We start from the raw sequence: 16756 nt of genomic DNA, 5'->3' as shown, positions 1-16756 counted from the left end.
AGATAAAAGAGATTGGAGCGGGCAGCGGGAATCGAACCCGCATCATCAGCTTGGAAGGCTGAGGTAATAGCCATTATACGATGCCCGCGCATCGATAGGACTCAGTTAATATGCCACACTGAACGAAAAAGAAAAGTCTTTTCTCATCAATTGTTTGTCAGGTGCCTAAAAAAGTAGCGTCTTGGTGTTAAAGTGTCCATTGTCTCTGTTTTTCAGGAGGGTCAGCGATTCCGCTTCTAAAATCGATGGCTGCTAATTAGGTGCAAACACACTGTCTACTAGCGTTTAGGCATTGATGATATTCAAGATTGTCAGTGTAAAGGTTAATCGCGTTTATTGAACAGTCAGGTTTCATGGTCAAGACTAGATATTGAAATGATTACTTTTTACTGCTGAAGCGTATGTATAGCACTAGCGTAATTCCGCTGAAACAGTCAGCTTAACCAAAGGAGATTTAACATGTGGAAAGGTTTGATATTAGGGGCGGTGATGATGCTCGTATCTGCTTGTACAACCGTAACGACGGATGTCGATAAGCAAGCCGATTTTTCAGCTTACAGAACGTTTGATTTCGGTGCCCAAGCAGAAGCCCCTACGAGTATTGATGGTCGACGTATTGAACAAGGATTGGCTGAACAGCTTGAAGACAAGGGCTTAATTAAAGTGAATAGTGGTGGGGACCTTTACGTTCATCATGATATCGTCGAAGAGTCCGAGCTTGTCTCTTCTGGGTCTTCGGTGAGTTTCGGTTATGGTTGGAATAGCTTTGGCGTGATCACTTCAAGCCCGGAACGATACAAAGAACGTAAGTATGGCAAACTGGTGGTAGAACTTGTTGATGCAAAGGCTAATCAGGTTGTGTGGAAAGGTGTTTCAAGCAGGAAACTATCTGAGTCTATGAGCTCTGAGAAAAGAGAGTCTCTGATTGAAGAAGAAATTGCGAAAATGTTTGAAAACTACCCTTACGGTGAAAAATAATTAGTATTCTTAACGATTAAGAATACTAATTGCCAATCGTTACGCACAGGGTTAAAAGAACTTATTATTTTGGTTTTGGTTACCTTTGTGCGTACGACTCTGATTGCTTTACTCGGACTACTTTTCTGCTTGTTGGCTCCGAGCATGAGTATGGCGCACTCATACCCAAATTTTCTTTCCTTTCATAACCAGAATATTGCTGTTGACGCTAAGTCGAAGCACTTTTCAGAACACCCTGCCTTTCCAATACAACAAGACTATCCGAGTTTAAACAGCCGGAATATATTGAGGGTTAGCCATTCTAAGGAAACGAGCTCGAACGACGATGTAGAACTCGAATGGTTTGAAACGCTTGCTGTAGTTTGGTGGACACATCGTTCGGCAATTCACTCGATGGGGCTGCTAAAACGCATCGGCAATGAGGCTTTAGGTCGTTGTGTTGAAAGTATTTTTACTCATTCTAAATACAGAATCGGTGCGAGGAAAGAATCGAATCTCATATACCGCTTTATACATGCTCGCTAACACATTCCATGTTTTTACAATTTTTGGTTAGTTATGCTTAGGAGCGGTTTATGTTTGATTCGATAATTCAGGTCTTGAGTGCCTTTTGGCATCAAGATTTTACGGCGTTAATGGCGCCAGGCGGTGCAGGATTGGTTTATTTTGTTGTTGCTGCGCTTATCTTTTTGGAAAGTGGTTTTATTCCTGCTGCGCCATTCCCATGCGACAGTGTCGTCGTATTATCCGGTACGCTGGCGGCAGTTGGCGTCCTTGATCCAATTATGATTATGTTGGTGATAGCTGTTAGTGCGGGGCTGGGAAGTTGGGCGGCTTACTTACAAGGCAAGTGGCTAAATCGCTTACCTAAGGTACGAGGCTGGGTGAGCGCGGTTCCTCAAAAGCGTTTGGAACAGGTCGACGTATTACTCAGTAAACATGGATTGATCGCGCTTTTTTGTGCGCGGTTTATTCCGGTTGTTCGTTCCCTATTGCCATTAATGATGGGGTTGCGAGTGAAACGTATTAGTAAATTCCATTACTTTGCGTGGTTGAGTGCGATTTTATGGACGCTGATATTATGCGGTTTTGGTTTATTGCTTCCTTTGCTACCAGAGAATATGAGCAAAGCGATCACAATGCTATTAATGGCGGCCCCAATAATTACTCTTGTGATTGGGGTGCTTAGTTTCTTGTTTGTTAAAGCACGTCGAGCGTTCTGTAAATCCAAGGATGTGTCAGAGTTTTCTCAGTAAGTTTACTTTGATTTGCATTTTTAAGCTTGTATACAGATTAGACATCTAATCGGCTGGTTTTTATCAGTAAAAAGAAAGGCGCAATGTATGCGCCTTTCTTTATGAGTGTCGTTAGGGTTTTGAGTTTAATAGCCAATGCTATATAGGTACTCGCCAACCTCTTTACACTGAGACTTGTAGATATTTTCTACTTCGGATTCATTCTTATCTGCTGCTTTAAATTCAAGCTCAGCAGAAGATAACTGGCTGAAACTATAGTTTCTTTCAGACATTAGGTAGTGTCTGAACATCGCTCTGTGTTCAGGAACCGCAATACGTGCATTAGAAACATTGGCACACTCTAGCAGAGTCTCATTGCTCATTTCTTCTGGCTTTGCTTCTGTGTTAGCGAAGGCAGAGCCCGTTGCAAATAGCAGTGCTAGTGCGATAGTCGTAGCGAATTTTGTCATTATATGGACCTCAAATTGGTTCTAGTAACAATGAGCGTATTGGTTCTCATCGTTACATTTCCGTGTTCTCTGTATGTCATAAAAAGTTAAACAACAGGGAAGGCGTTGCGACCATGAGTAAAGACGTACATCAAATTGGCTTCTTTTCTTCCTGAGAGTCGATAGAGAGAGCGTTTACTCATCAGCCCGCCATAACCATCAAGAGGTAAGCGAGATGCTTGTTTCGCCAATTCCAATAGTGGTGGGGAAGAGAAAGCAACAAGTAAAAAATAATCAGGAGTAAAATCAGATGATAAAACACCATCAGTGGCGGATGTTCGACGGCAGGAAACCAGCGCTAACAACTCGCGCTTTATGTGCAGATAATAACCTTCTGAGCCCCAAGAACTTGGAGAGGCAAATGTATGGAATTCGCTGTGTGCTAGTTCAAAATCGTCTTGTTGCGCAAGTTTAAGCAAGCGTTCAGAGGTGTAATGTTTAGTGTGGTGATACGTATGCGCATATGAGGCAACGATGAACCCTGAAAATAGGGACAATGAAAGCATCAATAATATACGGTGTAGATAACGCAAGAAGTAACCCTAAACATATAACGTCATAGACTATCACTATGACTACGGAATCTTAGTGACACTATGATAACAATGAAAATCGGTGTCTGACCAACTCAGCGTATACTAACGAGATGGAAGAGGGATGAACAGAGTTTTCTGATGTTATTTAGGTATAAGCTAATACCTAAATAATTTTAGCGTTGAAGCAAGCGAAAACTGGAGAAACAGGTAAAGAGAGTCTTGATAAAAGGAAGCTTGAGCCAATCCGATTATTTGTTGGGGAAGAAATAGAGCATTCTTCCCCCACATGAGTTGCCCCCGGTTATGCGCTTGCGTAAATAACACTGCCGCCTTTTATGGTGTCAATGATCTCACGAGACAACTTCTTTGGCAGTGCAGGGCAACCCCAACTGCGCCCAAGGTAACCATTCTTCTTGATAAAAGAAGGGTTAGCATAGTCGGCACCGTGCACAACGATATAACGTTCGCGAGCTTTATCGTTCAACCCTGAGCTTAGACCATCTAATCGAAGTGAATAACCATTTGATCCGTAGTAGGTGGTGTCAGTCAAAAACGTACCCAGCGATGTTTTACGCGAGTTCACCACGTTTGAAAACTGCGTCGCTGTTTTCTTTCCACTGTTCACACCGTGAGAAACATAAGTATTGTAGATAAGCTTCTTTTTATCTAAATCAACCACATAAAAGCGTTTTTCAGTCGATGGTTTACTATAGTCGATGATGGTTAGTACTGATTTCTTTCTATCGGGTGTTTTTTTGTACGCGATGTAAGCGTCACGAAACAATTTAAAGTCTACTACGCCATCTAACTTTGCTTGTTTGAACACTTGTTCAATTTGATTCTGTGGTATGTGACTTTTGACTTCGTTATCTGCTTGTTTTGCAAAGGCAAAAGGAGAGGCAGACAGAAATGTCCATATAAATAATAAAATTAACTTTTTCATCTTGGCTAAATAAAACTCTATGGTGTTACAAATTTACCGATTGCTTCATGCATTCGTTAAAACAACATGCACATCAATATAATTCTATTCCCAATGTTTCTTATTGTACGCTTAGGTACTTAATATTGGGTTAACGATAAGTTTTCAAGTTAAAAACTAACTGTTTGAAACTCAAATAAATTATGCAGTTAATCGATTGTTTCGATAAACTTCGGAATAAATAATATCTGATATGCGTAATTAATAAAACTGTGTTTAAGGATATTTGTGAGATGGCGAATTTATAAAAACGACGTTTTATTTTTTCTAGATTAGAAACTCTTTTTATTTCAATGTGTTTGTCTTTTGTACGTCTATTCAGCCTACGTTTAGATTTGTGATTTGACTCGTAACAAATCGTAACGTCAACTCGTTATGTGTGTTAGTGCATTTTAAGTGAGTGGGTAAACAACAAGATGGATAAGAAAGGTAGAGAAATACCGAGAAGAAGGGCATTTCCTGTTCACAAGTGATAAAGCTAAGTCTAAGTGGAGCCGACAAATGAGCTTCTACACGAATCATCTAAGCCGGTGATTAGCAGTACAAAAGTAAGTTTTGTCAGCTTTTAATTATTTCCTCATATTTTCAATTAAATACATAAAATCTGAACTAAACTTACCAAAAATTAATTCTATCGTTTTGATTAAATATTTAAATAACTGAGAGATTTCATCGAAAAATAATAATGCCAAAAATTAACGTACGAACTTATGTGGTTGCTTATATTATTGAAACTAAGGGTAAAGTCTTGTTTCTATATTATATAAGTACAGCAGCCACATACATGGCTTCAGTACTTAATCTTTAATAAGATGTCCCTTGAACAGTAATTGAACCTACTATGGAACCATCGAAGCGGCTATCGTCATTTGCGGATTGCCACCACAAATTCAGTTGTTCCTTACTCATTGGCTTACCAAATAAATAGCCTTGCATATAGTCACAGCGGTAGGCCGATAACCATTCATGCATAACATTGTGCTCAATACCTTCTGCGGTGACCGTTTTATTTTGAGCGTGGCATAGCTCGATGATGGGTTTGATCACATGACCATTGTTGGTTTTCATCAATGTAACGAGGAACTCTCGGTCAAACTTGATCTTTTGAACTGGATATTGAACAAGTTGAGTCAGCGATGTATAGCCAGAGCCAAAGTCATCAATGGCGAGACGATAGCCACGCTTCGACAGCTCATCAAGTAATGCTGTACCTTGTTGTTCTGCGGCAAAGGTTTCTGTTATCTCTAACTCAATACATTCTGGTTTCACACCGTTTTTGCTTGCTTGGTCATGAATATAATTCGCCATTTCGATGGAGTTAAGTTCTGCTGAAGAGAGGTTGATCGAAAGGACAATGTCTTTACCAAAAATATTTCTTAATTGGTGATATTCCGCTGTAGCGTTGGCGAAAACCCAGCGATCAATTTTATCAAATAAGCCCGCCTGTTCCGCGATTGGGATAAACTCTTTCGGAGGCACGGGACCAATGCCTTCCGCTTCCCAGCGCAATAATACCTCTAGTCCTTCAATCTCGTTGTCCCGATTATTCATATAGGGTTGAAAAACGAGATGGAACTCTTCTTCTACGTTGCTTTTTCTGAGCGCTCGCTCAAGCTGACTGCGTCTTTGAGACTCAACATTGAGAGCTGCTGAGTAATAAGCGTACTGGTTTTTCCCGGCTCGTTTGGCTTGATACATTGCCGCATCGGCACTGGAGAGTAATTTCGCGACGTCTGTACCGTCTTGAGGGTACTGAGCGATACCTACGCTCGCAGTCACGGGGAATGAATTGCTCCAAGATGGACTGAGATTGCTAATCGGTTTAAGCAACTCTGAGGCCAGCAAGTCGGGTAGGCGTTGTGCATCCTGATTTGAGCTCAATAAAATAGCAAATTCGTCACCAGACAATCTTGCTGCAAAACAGGGGCTATCGTAGTCGTACGAGAATTTTTGACAGACATTTTTGATGTGTGATGAAAACACCTTTAATAAGTTGTCTCCCAGTTCATGCCCGTATTTGTCATTAACGTACTTAAAGTTATCGAGATCGACATAAATGACCCACAAATGCTGCGAAGGGGAGACGAGTTCACGAGTTGCAAGTTCATGGAAACGATGGCGATTAGCGAGTTGCGTTAGGTGATCCGTTTCAGCCAGGCGTTTTGTTTTCTTATATATGACGTTGAGCTCTTCATACATATCAAAAAAGCGTGAGGATAAGCGTCCTATTTCATCGTTTGTTTCTAGCTTTTCAATGTTGCCGCGTTGATTTGTTTCCAGCTCTTGTAGCTGTTTATCGAGGCGAGAAACGGGGTGTAATACATAACGATACAAAACCAAAACAATTAAGGTGATGGTGCAAAACGCTGCCACACCAAAGGAAAGGGCCAGTTCTAGCCACACTTTATCGACTTTATTCCACATCAAATATTCAGCGGGGGAGAGTACCGCATAAAAGTGTGGCAATAGTTCAATCGTCTGAGCGAGAGGAATATCGAGATAAATAGGCTTGTTGGCAAAAGTTATCACGCTATGCGTGTCGAACTCGATTTCGTGCTTGATCTCATTGAAGGCTTCGAGCGATACCGATACCACCACGAAAAAGACATTTTGCGGATCAAAACTTAGAGGTTGTGTCCCTGTTCGTTTGTCGATCAGTTCGTATTGCAGAAGAATACTTTGCCCGCTGGAATTGTAAATAAAGCCAGTATGGTTAAACGCTTCTCTCGTACTAAAGCTTCGCGAGATGTAATCCAATACCTTAGGGTCGACTACACCTGAAGATTCGTAGTATTTATTTTCTGTGTAATAAAGAAGGTTTTGTTTCCCGTCGAGAATCGCCATGCTTGCATCGCCTGTATAGCCATGGCTTAACACATCTGCGGTTTCATCGAGTCGGTTAAATAACACGCGCTCACGATACGGATTGCTATGATTCACCAAGTAGTCTTGCAATACATCACTTTTGCTTAATGTGTATGCATAACTATTGAGGAATATGTTGGCTTGTCGGAACTGCCCTGCGAGCTTTTCCATTTGCAATTGGATATAGCTGTCTTCTCGCTTGATGAGCGTTACTTTTTGAATGCTGTAAATAATATAACTTGATACCAGCGCGCTTAATAAGATCACTGGCGCGACAAGCAAGATGACTCGATTGCTTAACTTCATTATGGCTTTTAGTTTCCGTTTGTGTCCCTACAAACGTCGCATACCATATAAGGTACTGAACGGATGATGTGTTTTGCAAATTGTAACCAGATTGTAAGGTGAGCGTTCTCCAAAATCAGACAACCATCCAAGAACTGTGATGATGTGTAAGGTTTCCATCTCATTAACTAGAGTGTTTCTCAGTAATGGGACGTATCTCTTTTTCAACTGTCTTTAAAAACCTCACTTCAAGTGTAGATTAAGCCAGTCATCGAAACGTTTCGATGATAAAGTGTGACTCATGTACCTTTTTACTATTCGATGACCCGTTAATTACGGATCATTCTCACACCTTATCGATCTCACTCTGGTCAAATTACCACAACGAATTATTATTTCATCGAAACGTTTCGATGAGTTTTCTGTTAATAACGAAAACACTTTAAAACAGGCGCTCATGGTTGTATGAACGTGTAACCGAAAGGTCGATGAGATGAAAAAAAGTACCCTAATTAACTCAGATATTTCTTACTTGGTGGCGACGCTAGGCCACACCGATGAGATCACGATATGTGACGCTGGCCTGCCAATCCCTGAGCATGTACAGCGAATTGATTTGGCGCTAACGCATGGCGTACCAAGTTTTCTTGATACTGTTCGCGTGATTCTATCTGAGTCGCAAATCGAAGGGGTCATCATTGCGGAAGAGTTTTCTGATGTAAGCCCTGTTTTGCATCAAGCATTGCTTAACGAACTGAGCAAAGAGAGCGAAGAAACGGGTAAATCTATCGAGATCAGCTACGTGTCACATGAAGCATTTAAAGCACGCACAGCACAAAGCCGCGCTGTCGTTCGAACTGGCGAATGCTCGCCATACGCGAACGTTATCTTTCAAGCGGGCGTGGTTTTTTAAGCCAGAGATATTGAGGACAGATTATGACTCAAGCCATTCTACAACTGAGCGACATTGAGAAAGCGTTCCCGGGCGTGAAAGCACTGGACAAAGCGAGCCTGAATGTTTACCCAGGCCGTGTCATGGCGCTCATGGGAGAAAATGGAGCAGGCAAGTCAACATTGATGAAGGTGCTGACTGGCATCTATCACATGGATGCGGGTAGCATCCAATATCAAGGCCAACCTGCCGCGTTTAAAGGGCCGCGTGACTCTCAGGAAGCGGGCATCAGCATCATTCACCAAGAATTGAACTTGATCCCTGAACTAACGATTGCTGAAAACATCTATCTAGGTCGTGAATTTACCGGCACGATGGGGCGTATTCAGTGGGGCAAGATGTATGAAGAAGCAGACAAGTTGCTTCAACGCCTTAACGTAAAGCACTCATCGAAAACGTTGCTTGGTGATTTGAGCCTAGGTGAACAGCAAATGGTGGAGATCGCGAAAGCGCTTTCGTTTGAATCGAAAGTCATTATTATGGATGAGCCAACTGACGCGCTGACCGATACCGAGACGGAGTCACTATTTAAAGTGATCAACGAGCTTCGAGAGCAGGGCTGCGGCATTGTTTATATCTCACACCGTCTTAAAGAAATCTTTGAAATCTGTGACGACATTACCGTGCTTCGTGACGGTAAATTTATCGGTGAATGCAAAGTAGCAGACACTGATGAAGACGGCCTGATCGAAATGATGGTTGGTCGTAAGTTAGAAGAGCAATACCCACGTATTGATGTGCGACATGGCGAAACTTGCCTTGAAGTGATTGGCCTGACTGGCTCTGGCGTTCACGATGTGAGCTTCACGCTGAAACGCGGTGAGATATTGGGTATTTCTGGTTTGATGGGGGCAGGCCGCACCGAACTGATGAAAGTGATTTATGGCGCGTTGCCAAGTGAGCATGGTGTTATCAACCTTGATAACAAAACCATTAACCCGGTTAGCCCACAAGATGGCTTAGCAAATGGCATCGCTTATATCTCTGAAGATCGCAAAGGCGATGGCTTGGTGTTAGGTCTCTCGGTTAAGGAGAATATGTCACTTTGTTCACTCAATCAGTTGACTAAAGGCTTCCAAATCCAACATAGCGATGAAGTGATTGCCGTGGAAGATTTTATCAAGCTATTTAATATCAAAACCCCTACGCGCGACCAAATCATTGGTAACTTATCCGGCGGTAACCAGCAAAAAGTGGCGATCGCGAAAGGGTTAATGACCAAACCTAAAGTTCTGATTCTCGATGAGCCAACACGTGGCGTCGATGTCGGTGCGAAAAAAGAAATTTATCAACTCATCAACAAGTTCAAAGCCGAAGGCATGAGCATCATCTTAGTGTCTTCCGAGATGCCAGAAGTGCTCGGTATGAGTGACCGCATTCTGGTTATGCATGAAGGTCGTATTACTGGCGAATTCGATGCGAAAGACGCCGATCAAGAAAAATTACTCGCCTGTGCCGTAGGCAAAAAGATCAATGAGGAAGCAGCATGAGTACTAATACCATGAGCAAACCAACCGAAGCTAGCAACAAGAAGTTGTTCACAAAAGAGTGGTTGATTGAGCAAAAATCACTGATAGCACTGATTTTTTTGATTGTTGTTGTGTCATTTTTGAACCCGAACTTCTTTACGGTCGACAACATTCTCAACATTCTTCGTCAAACCTCAGTGAATGCCATTATCGCGGTAGGTATGACACTGGTTATTTTAACCGCAGGCATCGACTTGAGTGTTGGTTCCGTACTGGCGCTATGTGGTGCCTTTGCGGCAAGCATGATTGCGCTTGAAGTCCCGGTGCTGGTGGCGGTTCCGACTGCTTTAGTCGCAGGTGCAGCGTTAGGTGCAATTAGCGGCATCATTATTGCTAAGGGCAAAGTACAGGCCTTTATCGCTACGCTGGTTACCATGACGTTACTACGCGGTGTGACTATGGTGTACACCGAAGGGCGTCCAATCTCGACAGGTTTTACTGACACAGCTGATGCGTTTGCATGGTTTGGTACTGGTTACGCGTTAGGTATTCCAGTACCTGTTTGGTTGATGGTGGTTGTGTTCGCAGCGGCTTGGTACTTACTTAATCACACTCGTTTTGGTCGCTACGTTTACGCACTAGGTGGCAACGAATCAGCGACTCGCCTATCTGGTATCAATGTTGACCGAGTGAAGATTGGTGTGTACGCCATCTGCGGTATGCTGGCAGCGCTTGCAGGCATCATCGTGACTTCTCGTCTATCTTCCGCTCAGCCAACTGCGGGTATGGGCTACGAGCTAGACGCTATCGCAGCGGTTGTTCTTGGCGGTACCAGCTTGATGGGTGGTAAAGGCCGCATCATGGGTACGCTAATTGGTGCGCTGATCATCGGTTTCTTAAACAACGCTCTTAACCTACTAGATGTTTCCTCATACTACCAAATGATTGCCAAAGCAGTGGTTATCTTGCTCGCAGTACTGGTAGACAACAAAAACAAATAATCCATAACCATTAAATCCTGAATACAAACCGAGCCAGTGGGCGTGTGCTGGCTCACCCTACACAAAGGACTAGAACGATGAAAAAACTTGCAACTCTTATCTCTGCTGCACTTCTTTCTTCCACTGTATCAGTAGCGGCACAAGCCCAAGATACGATGGCGATTGTGGTTTCGACGCTAAACAACCCGTTCTTCGTAACGATGAAAGACGGTGCGGAAGCTAAAGCGAAAGAATTGGGGTACGACTTAATTGTACTGGACTCGCAAAATGACCCGAGCAAAGAGCTGTCGAACATCGAGGATTTAAGTATTCGCGGTGTAAAAGCAATTCTTATCAACCCAACGGATTCTGATGCTGTGTCTAATGCGATTCGTATGGCGAACCGTTCTAAGATCCCTGTATTGACACTAGACCGTGGCGCAAGCCGTGGTGAAGTTGTGAGCCACATCGCGTCCGACAACGTGATCGGTGGTGAAATGGCAGGCCACTACATCATGGAAAAAGTTGGCGAAAAAGCAAAAGTAATTCAGCTTGAAGGTATTGCGGGCACATCGGCGGCGCGCGAGCGCGGTGAAGGTTTCATGAATGCCGTGAAGGGCAGCGATATGGATCTTCTTGCCAGCCAGCCAGCAGACTTTGACCGTACTAAAGGCCTAAACGTGATGGAAAACCTACTCGCGGCTAACCCTGATGTACAAGCGGTGTTCGCACAGAATGATGAAATGGCGCTAGGTGCACTTCGCGCCGTTCAAGCTTCTGGCAAAGACGTCGTTATCGTTGGTTTTGATGGCACGGAAGACGGCATTGCCGCAGTTAACCGTGGCAAGCTAGCAGCAACCATCGCACAGCAACCAGATCTTATCGGTGCTTTAGGTGTTGAAACGGCTGACAAAGTCTTGAAAGGTGAAAAAGTAGAAGAATACATTCCGGTGCCACTAAAAGTAGTGACTAAATAAGTTTGACGTTCAATAAAGCGTCCTAATTTTTGCTCTCTCCTCCGTTTATATCTGTCGTTTAGGAGGAGAGGGCAAACATACCCAAGAGACTTAAAAATGCAGGGTATAGATGCCTTTGACTTTTTATCGTGACTCCTTCGTTAGGAAGAGAAGTTAAAGTCATCTAATGTATTTTCCAAAATAGTTTTTCAAAAAAAGGGTTCATTCAGAACCGAGGATAACCGTATGAATAAGTTAGTGGTGTTAGGTAGTGTAAACGCTGACCATGTTCTTCAAGTGCCTTCTTTCCCTCGCCCTGGCGAAACGCTACATGGTCGTAACTATCAAGTTATCCCAGGTGGCAAAGGTGCCAACCAAGCCGTCGCGGCGGCGCGATTAAATGCAGACATTGGTTTTATTGCTTGTGTAGGCGATGACTCTTTCGGCATCAATATTCGTGAAAACTTCAATATGGACGGCATCGACATCACAGGTGTGAAGATGCAACCAAACTGCCCAACTGGCATTGCGATGATTCAAGTGTCGGATAGTGGTGAAAACAGCATTTGTATTTCAGCAGAAGCGAATGCCAAATTGACAGCAGAAGCGATTGAGCCAGATTTAGAACGCATTCGCCAAGCGGATTACCTGCTGATGCAATTGGAAACGCCGATGTGCGGCATTGAGAAAGCCGCGCGAGTGGCGAAAGATGCAAAAACTAACGTCATTTTAAACCCAGCCCCTGCTCGTGAACTGTCAGACGAACTGCTTGCTTGTATTGATGTCATTACACCAAATGAAACCGAAGCTGAAGTGTTGACGGGGGTAACGGTAACGGATAATGACAGCGCGCAAGAAGCGGCGAATGTGCTTCATAGCAAAGGTATCGAAATTGTCATGATCACTCTCGGTGCGAAGGGTGTTTGGATAAGTCAAAATGGTAGAGGTGAGCTCATCCCGGGGTTCCGTGTTGACGCGACCGATACCACCGCAGCAGGGGATACGTTTAATGGGGCATTCGTCACTGGCCTGTTAGAGGGTTTACCTTTAGAATCAGCAATTAAGTTTGCACATGCGGCGGCTGCAATTTCTGTGACCCGCTTTGGCGCGCAGACGTCGATCCCAACTCGCGAAGAGGTGGACGCGTTTCTCGCAGCACAATAGGGCTTAAACGCCTCATTAATTAGGAGTAATAACATGGCGACGATGAAAGACATCGCAAAACTGGCAGGGGTTTCCACTTCAACAGTGAGCCATGTTATTAACAAGACGCGTTTTGTGAGTGAAGAGATCTCCGAACGCGTTAATAATGCCGCAAAAGAACTCAACTACTATGCGCCATCTGCTTTGGCGCGAAGCCTAAAAGTCAATCGTACCAAAACCATTGGTATGCTAGTGACAACCTCAACCAACCCATTCTTTGGCGAAGTCGTAAAAGGCGTCGAACGCAGCTGCTACCAAAAAGGTTACAGCCTCATTTTATGCAATACCGAAGGTGATAACGAACGTATGCGCCAATCCATTAATACTCTTTTGCAAAAGCGTGTCGATGGTTTGATCTTGATGTGCTCCTCGCTAGAAGGGGAGCGTATTGATGTATTTGAGCGTTACCCTGATATCCCTGTCGTGGTGATGGATTGGGGGCCGATGCTGTTTACGAGCGACAAAATTCAAGATAACTCGCTTCGTGGCGGTTACCTAGCGGCGAAATACCTGATTGATTGCGGCCACACAGAAATAGGATGTATCACCGGCCCTTTGATTAAACACCAAGCACAAATGCGATACGAAGGTTACAAACGTGCGATGAACGAAGCTGGCTTGGAATTTAATGCTAACTGGATAATTGAATCGGACTTCGAATGTGAAGGCGGATATCAAGCATTTATGAAAATGGCGCAGCGAGGCACCTTACCCAGCTCGATTTTCGTTTCCAATGATATGATGGCGATGGGTGTGATTAACGCCGCAAATGAGCTCAATATTAAAGTCCCGGAACAGATTTCAATCATCGGTTACGATGACATACATATCGCGAAGTTCATGTCACCATCACTCACCACAATTCACCAGCCTAAATACCGTCTTGGGCAAGCTGCCGTGGAAACGCTTGTCCGAAAATTGGATGATAAATCAACAGAAGCGCAAGTCGTGCAATTAGAACCTACCTTAGTTGAACGAAAAAGTGTCAAGATATTAAAGTCAAGCAGCACTAGATGACCTGTGATGTTGAGCTAAAAAATCAAAAAAGTCGTTTCTCTTTATACTATAAAGCCTTACTATCACCATTGATTATAAATAAAAATATTAATTGTTGTCTGGCGGATTAGTTAAATGTTATCAAAAGGTTACGCTAAGTTCTCCGTAAAGCATCCTTGGTTTCACCGAGTTAATGTTATTGCGGTCATACTGATTTTTTTTGTGAGCTGTTATCAGCTCTTGGTGAATGAAGCATTCGAGTACGCAATTGGGTTTGTTATTACACTTTTGGCGTCAGCTTTATTTGCATCAGCTTCCGCATTCAAAAAGCGCTATTTAGGTTTGGATTCTTAGGCGCGTTAATTTCCAAGCGGTTCAAGTGAGTCATTTATTGCTTTCAAGCAAATATTGAACTGAATTATGATCGAGTGCATCAAGAGGGGGACAAATGTCCTCCTTTTTGTTAGGTGTCACGCCCTAATATAGGCATATTCCCAAACAAAATAATAAAGGACATCGACATGGACCTACTTGCCTTACTCGATATAAACAACACCCTGGTTAACATTCCAATTGGCGGCGGTTACGCAATGAGTTGGATCGAAGCTTTCGGTACGGTTTTTGGATTGCTTTGCATTTGGTTTGCTAGCCAAGAAAAAACCATCAACTACTTATTCGGTTTGCTGAATGTCACTCTTTTTGCCGTTATCTTTTTCCAAATTCAGTTATACGGATTATTACTTCTTCAACTGTTTTTCTTCTGTGCGAACATTTACGGTTGGTATGCGTGGACTCGTCCAAACGCGGAAGGTGAAACGCTGGAAGTACGCTGGTTAAACAAACACAAACTCATCGCCACTGCTTCTATTGGCGTTGTGTCTATCGCGTTGTTAACCATCTACATCGACCCTTTTTTCTTTGCATTAGCAAACATTGCTGTTGATAGCTTGAATCTCTTTGGTGCAGGTTTGGCTGATCCGGTACTTGAACCTGATGCGTTCCCGTTTTGGGATGCAACCATGACAGTACTTTCTGTTGTTGCACAAATTCTGATGACACGTAAATATGTGGAAAACTGGATTCTTTGGGTTGTGATTAACATCATCAGTGTTGGCATCTACGCGACACAGGGTGTTTATGCGATGTCTGTTCAGTATGCGATTTTGATGTTCATTGCTGCCAATGGTACGCGTGAATGGGCCCGTAGCGCCAAGCGCAATGGCGATAAAACCTTAGCTCAAGCTGCAGCTTAAGGAACGAAAAATGGCGAAACAACCTCATATTGGTGTTGATGAAACACAAGTCGCTCCTCTCGTCATTGTATGTGGTGAGCCAGACCGAGCTAATCGTATTGCCGCATTATTGGATGATGCAGAAATGATCTCGGAAAATCGCGAGTACCGTGTTTTTACTGGCAAATACAAAGACCAGCCTGTTTCAGTATGCAGCACAGGTATCGGCGCCCCATCGATGATCATCGCAGTTGAAGAGCTAAAACAGTGCGGCGTAACTCATGTGGTACGTGTCGGATCGGCAGGTGCGATGCAATCTGGGATTCAGCTTGGCGAGCTAATCATTGCCGAAGGTGCGGTAAGAGATGAAGGCGGCTCCAAAGCGTATGTGGATTCGGCTTATCCGGCGTACGCAAGCTTTTCCTTATTAAAGGAAGTTGAGCGTTACCTGTCAGTACAAGAGGCGCGTTATCATTTCGGTGTGGTACGTTCTCACGACAGTTTCTATACCGATGACGAAGATGCGATATGCCAATACTGGAACAAGAAGGGCGTCTTAGGTGCCGATATGGAAACCTCAGCTTTGTTTGCCGTTGGCCGATTACGTGGCCTTCATGTGGCTTCGATCTTAAATAACGTCGTTTTGTATCAACAAGATGTGAAAGAAGGGGTTGGCCAGTACGTTGATGAAGCGAAAGTAATGATGCAAGGTGAGAAGCTTGCTGCAATGACGGCGCTAGAAGCGTTGATTGCTCAGAGATAGTCCGTACTAACTTCAGTAACTCTTATAAATCAATGAATGTAAAGCGACAGGCCACTGTCGCTTTTTTATTTGGTGTTACGGGGTACAATCCACCTGAGATAGTTATCAGTAACTTTTCTGAGAGAGCAGAGAATGAAAATCAGCCCGTATCCAACTGGCCGCTTCAAAACATACCTTGAAAAAAAGAGCGTTGCCTTTCGTGAGATGATCTATCAGTGTCAAATTAGTACGCGTTACTTTGATGCTGGGGAAGAAATTCTCCGTCAAGGTGAGCAACTTCAGTATTTATATGTTGTGCCGGTAGGTCGAGTGTCAATGAGTATATTGGCCGCGAATGGGCGACGCTTTCAATTAGGAGAGGCAAACTGCGACTACCATATCTATGGTGAAATGGAGTACTTCACTCAGACTCCTTGCCAATGGAATGTGATTGCAGATGAGCACATGCAGGTTGATGTCATCTGCATCCAAAAACTAACTGAAGCGCTACAAAAGCATCCAGAAATGATGGTGTTCTTTGCTTCAGCGTTGGCCGAAGATTATCAAGACTCTATGGATATCTATACCAATCGGTTATTGCATCCCATTACTTATAATATTGCGTATGATCTTTTCGTCCGTAATCAAACCAACACATTGCTCGGTGGCTTTGACAAAGTGAATCAAGAAGCTGAGCGATTTGGTACTTCTGGTCGTGTTTATCGACGTGCAGTTAAAGATTTGATTGAAAAGGGATTGATTGCAAAAACGGAAAACGGGTTGGAGATTATTGATGAGCCTGCACTCAAAGCATTTATCGAAGCGCATGAATGATA

General features: G+C 43.4%; 15 protein-coding genes and 1 tRNA gene. 11 read left to right on the top strand and 5 right to left on the bottom strand.

Translation table 11 applies throughout. The annotated features are described in order from the left end of the window. Positions 1–13: 13 nt before the first annotated feature. Positions 14–88, bottom strand: a tRNA-Gly gene (locus tag NL643_RS13485). Positions 89–459: 371 nt separating this feature from the next. On the opposite strand from NL643_RS13485, the gene NL643_RS13480 reads away from it, so the two are divergent. Both NL643_RS13480 and NL643_RS13475 read left to right on the top strand, forming a co-directional pair. Then, positions 460–978 (top strand): DUF4136 domain-containing protein, encoded by a 519-nt coding sequence (locus tag NL643_RS13480; protein ID WP_005397138.1) that lies wholly within the window; start codon positions 460–462, stop codon positions 976–978. Between the two features lie 575 nt (positions 979–1553). Further along, the gene (locus NL643_RS13475; RefSeq protein WP_005397139.1) at positions 1554–2234 is read left to right on the top strand and encodes a DedA family protein; all 681 of its coding nucleotides are present in this window, start codon (positions 1554–1556) and stop codon (positions 2232–2234) included. 125 nt (positions 2235–2359) lie between these two features. Here NL643_RS13475 and NL643_RS13470 read toward each other — a convergent pair whose 3' ends face one another. From NL643_RS13470 to NL643_RS13455, 4 genes are all read right to left on the bottom strand, one after another. Next, on the bottom strand, positions 2360–2683 hold the full coding sequence (locus NL643_RS13470) for a hypothetical protein (protein ID WP_047008249.1): 324 nt from the start codon (positions 2681–2683) through the stop codon (positions 2360–2362). Positions 2684–2769: 86 nt separating this feature from the next. Beyond that, entirely contained in the window at positions 2770–3228 is a 459-nt protein-coding gene (locus NL643_RS13465) for a hypothetical protein (protein ID WP_006741015.1), read from the bottom strand. A 331-nt stretch (positions 3229–3559) separates the two neighbouring features. Beyond that, the gene (locus NL643_RS13460) at positions 3560–4201 is read right to left on the bottom strand and encodes a murein L,D-transpeptidase catalytic domain family protein (RefSeq protein WP_005397144.1); all 642 of its coding nucleotides are present in this window, start codon (positions 4199–4201) and stop codon (positions 3560–3562) included. An 843-nt stretch (positions 4202–5044) separates the two neighbouring features. Continuing rightward, positions 5045–7411: an EAL domain-containing protein gene (locus tag NL643_RS13455; RefSeq protein WP_253644586.1), complete on the bottom strand. Its 2367-nt coding sequence runs from the start codon at positions 7409–7411 to the stop codon at positions 5045–5047. A gap of 472 nt (positions 7412–7883) precedes the next feature. Here NL643_RS13455 and rbsD point away from each other — a divergent pair, with 472 nt between their 5' ends. From rbsD to NL643_RS13410, 9 genes are all read left to right on the top strand, one after another. Further along, on the top strand, positions 7884–8303 hold the full coding sequence (gene rbsD, locus NL643_RS13450) for a D-ribose pyranase (protein ID WP_005397153.1): 420 nt from the start codon (positions 7884–7886) through the stop codon (positions 8301–8303). Between the two features lie 23 nt (positions 8304–8326). Next, positions 8327–9832: a ribose ABC transporter ATP-binding protein RbsA gene (gene rbsA, locus NL643_RS13445; protein WP_104972464.1), complete on the top strand. Its 1506-nt coding sequence runs from the start codon at positions 8327–8329 to the stop codon at positions 9830–9832. Next, positions 9829–10812 carry a ribose ABC transporter permease gene (rbsC, locus tag NL643_RS13440; protein WP_006741011.1) on the top strand — a complete coding sequence of 328 codons (984 nt, stop codon included), beginning with the start codon at positions 9829–9831 and terminating at the stop codon, positions 10810–10812. The genes rbsA and rbsC overlap by 4 nt, the downstream gene beginning before the upstream one ends. 77 nt (positions 10813–10889) lie before the next feature. Further along, complete coding sequence (gene rbsB / locus NL643_RS13435; protein ID WP_005397160.1) at positions 10890–11768, top strand: ribose ABC transporter substrate-binding protein RbsB; 879 nt, start codon at positions 10890–10892, stop codon at positions 11766–11768. A gap of 225 nt (positions 11769–11993) precedes the next feature. Continuing rightward, positions 11994–12911, top strand: a complete 918-nt coding sequence (rbsK, locus tag NL643_RS13430; protein ID WP_253644585.1) for a ribokinase — start codon at positions 11994–11996, stop codon at positions 12909–12911. A 33-nt stretch (positions 12912–12944) separates the two neighbouring features. Further along, entirely contained in the window at positions 12945–13967 is a 1023-nt protein-coding gene (locus NL643_RS13425) for a substrate-binding domain-containing protein (protein WP_006741009.1), read from the top strand. A gap of 500 nt (positions 13968–14467) precedes the next feature. Further along, entirely contained in the window at positions 14468–15199 is a 732-nt protein-coding gene (gene pnuC, locus NL643_RS13420; protein WP_237285012.1) for a nicotinamide riboside transporter PnuC, read from the top strand. 10 nt (positions 15200–15209) lie between these two features. Then, a complete protein-coding gene (locus NL643_RS13415) occupies positions 15210–15941 on the top strand; it encodes a nucleoside phosphorylase (protein WP_046875984.1) in 732 nt (243 codons plus the stop codon). A 132-nt stretch (positions 15942–16073) separates the two neighbouring features. After that, entirely contained in the window at positions 16074–16754 is a 681-nt protein-coding gene (locus NL643_RS13410) for a Crp/Fnr family transcriptional regulator (RefSeq protein ID WP_005397172.1), read from the top strand. The last annotated feature ends 2 nt before the right edge of the window (positions 16755–16756 follow it).

Source organism: Vibrio sp. Y42_MX_L11 (assembly GCF_024181785.1).
In the GTDB taxonomy this organism is placed as follows: Bacteria; Pseudomonadota; Gammaproteobacteria; order Enterobacterales; family Vibrionaceae; genus Vibrio; species Vibrio diabolicus.
The sequence above is the reverse complement of the archived record's forward strand: the minus strand, read 5'-3'. Positions and strand labels throughout refer to the sequence as shown.

Bases quoted from the DNA above. Each gene is read 5' to 3' on its own strand.
- rbsK (WP_253644585.1), top strand. From the start codon at position 11,994: ATGAATAAGTTAGTGGTGTTAGGTAGTGTAAACGCTGACCATGTTCTT.
- NL643_RS13455 (WP_253644586.1), bottom strand. From the start codon at position 7,411: ATGAAGTTAAGCAATCGAGTCATCTTGCTTGTCGCGCCAGTGATCTTA.
- NL643_RS13465 (WP_006741015.1), bottom strand. From the start codon at position 3,228: ATGCTTTCATTGTCCCTATTTTCAGGGTTCATCGTTGCCTCATATGCG.
- NL643_RS13425 (WP_006741009.1), top strand. From the start codon at position 12,945: ATGGCGACGATGAAAGACATCGCAAAACTGGCAGGGGTTTCCACTTCA.
- NL643_RS13480 (WP_005397138.1), top strand. From the start codon at position 460: ATGTGGAAAGGTTTGATATTAGGGGCGGTGATGATGCTCGTATCTGCT.
- NL643_RS13460 (WP_005397144.1), bottom strand. From the start codon at position 4,201: ATGAAAAAGTTAATTTTATTATTTATATGGACATTTCTGTCTGCCTCT.
- NL643_RS13475 (WP_005397139.1), top strand. From the start codon at position 1,554: ATGTTTGATTCGATAATTCAGGTCTTGAGTGCCTTTTGGCATCAAGAT.
- pnuC (WP_237285012.1), top strand. From the start codon at position 14,468: ATGGACCTACTTGCCTTACTCGATATAAACAACACCCTGGTTAACATT.
- rbsD (WP_005397153.1), top strand. From the start codon at position 7,884: ATGAAAAAAAGTACCCTAATTAACTCAGATATTTCTTACTTGGTGGCG.
- NL643_RS13410 (WP_005397172.1), top strand. From the start codon at position 16,074: ATGAAAATCAGCCCGTATCCAACTGGCCGCTTCAAAACATACCTTGAA.
- rbsC (WP_006741011.1), top strand. From the start codon at position 9,829: ATGAGTACTAATACCATGAGCAAACCAACCGAAGCTAGCAACAAGAAG.
- rbsB (WP_005397160.1), top strand. From the start codon at position 10,890: ATGAAAAAACTTGCAACTCTTATCTCTGCTGCACTTCTTTCTTCCACT.
- NL643_RS13470 (WP_047008249.1), bottom strand. From the start codon at position 2,683: ATGACAAAATTCGCTACGACTATCGCACTAGCACTGCTATTTGCAACG.
- NL643_RS13415 (WP_046875984.1), top strand. From the start codon at position 15,210: ATGGCGAAACAACCTCATATTGGTGTTGATGAAACACAAGTCGCTCCT.
- rbsA (WP_104972464.1), top strand. From the start codon at position 8,327: ATGACTCAAGCCATTCTACAACTGAGCGACATTGAGAAAGCGTTCCCG.